Source organism: Mesorhizobium sp. M4B.F.Ca.ET.089.01.1.1 (genome assembly GCF_004022605.1).
Taxonomy (GTDB): Bacteria; Pseudomonadota; Alphaproteobacteria; order Rhizobiales; family Rhizobiaceae; genus Mesorhizobium; species Mesorhizobium abyssinicae.
Genome location: NZ_RZOS01001044.1, coordinates 1 through 782, shown reverse-complemented (window position 1 = coordinate 782; position 782 = coordinate 1). Strand labels below are relative to the sequence as shown.

Sequence of the window (782 nt, the reverse complement as noted above, 5' to 3'; positions counted from 1 at the left end):
GCGTCGGCATCGAGGAGGCGGTGGAAAACCACAGCCGCAAGCTTTCGGAAAGCCGCGATCGCATGGCGGCCGCCATGCAGGCCGACCTGGCGACGTTCGCCGAAAGCCGCGCCGGCATCGACGCCGCCGTGACCGACCAGGTGCAGAAGCTGGCGGAAGGCCGCACCCTCATCGCGCGCGCGTTGGAAGACGACCTGCGCAAGGTCAACGAGTCGCGCGCCGCGATCGACGCGTCGCTGGGCAGCCACCTGGAGCAGCTCGAAGAAGGCCGCAACCGGCTTGCCCAGGCCCTGAATGACGACTCCGGAAAGCTCGTGCAAGCCCGTACGATCATTGACGAAATGGTTGCCGGCCACGTCGGGAAGCTCGCCGAGGGCCGCAACATCCTGTCGCGCGCCCTGGAAGCCGATCTCGGCAAGCTGGCCGACAGCCGCGCCAGCATCGACGGGCTGGTCGCCGGCCAGGTCGAGAAGATCGCCGAGGGCCGCTCGGTGCTCGCCAAGGCGCTGGAGACCGATATTATCGGCATCAGGAGCCTGATCGAGACCCATTCCGCCAAGCTTGCCGAAGACCGCGGCGAACTCAGCCGTTCGCTGGAGAGCGACCTGTCCGGCATCAGGAACCTGGTCGAAGGTCATTCCGTCAGGCTCGCCGACGACCGCAGCCTGCTGGCGCAGACGCTCGAGGCCGACCTCGCCAAGCTGGCGGAGGGCCGCGCCAGCATCGACGGTCTGGTCGCCGGCCAGGTCGAAAAGCTCGCCGAGGGCCGCGACATCCTCAAG

General features: G+C 68.0%; 1 pseudogene. It reads left to right on the top strand.

What is annotated here, in order from left to right:
- Positions 1 to 782, top strand: a pseudogene (locus tag EN780_RS35910) (kinesin); the annotation flags it as partial.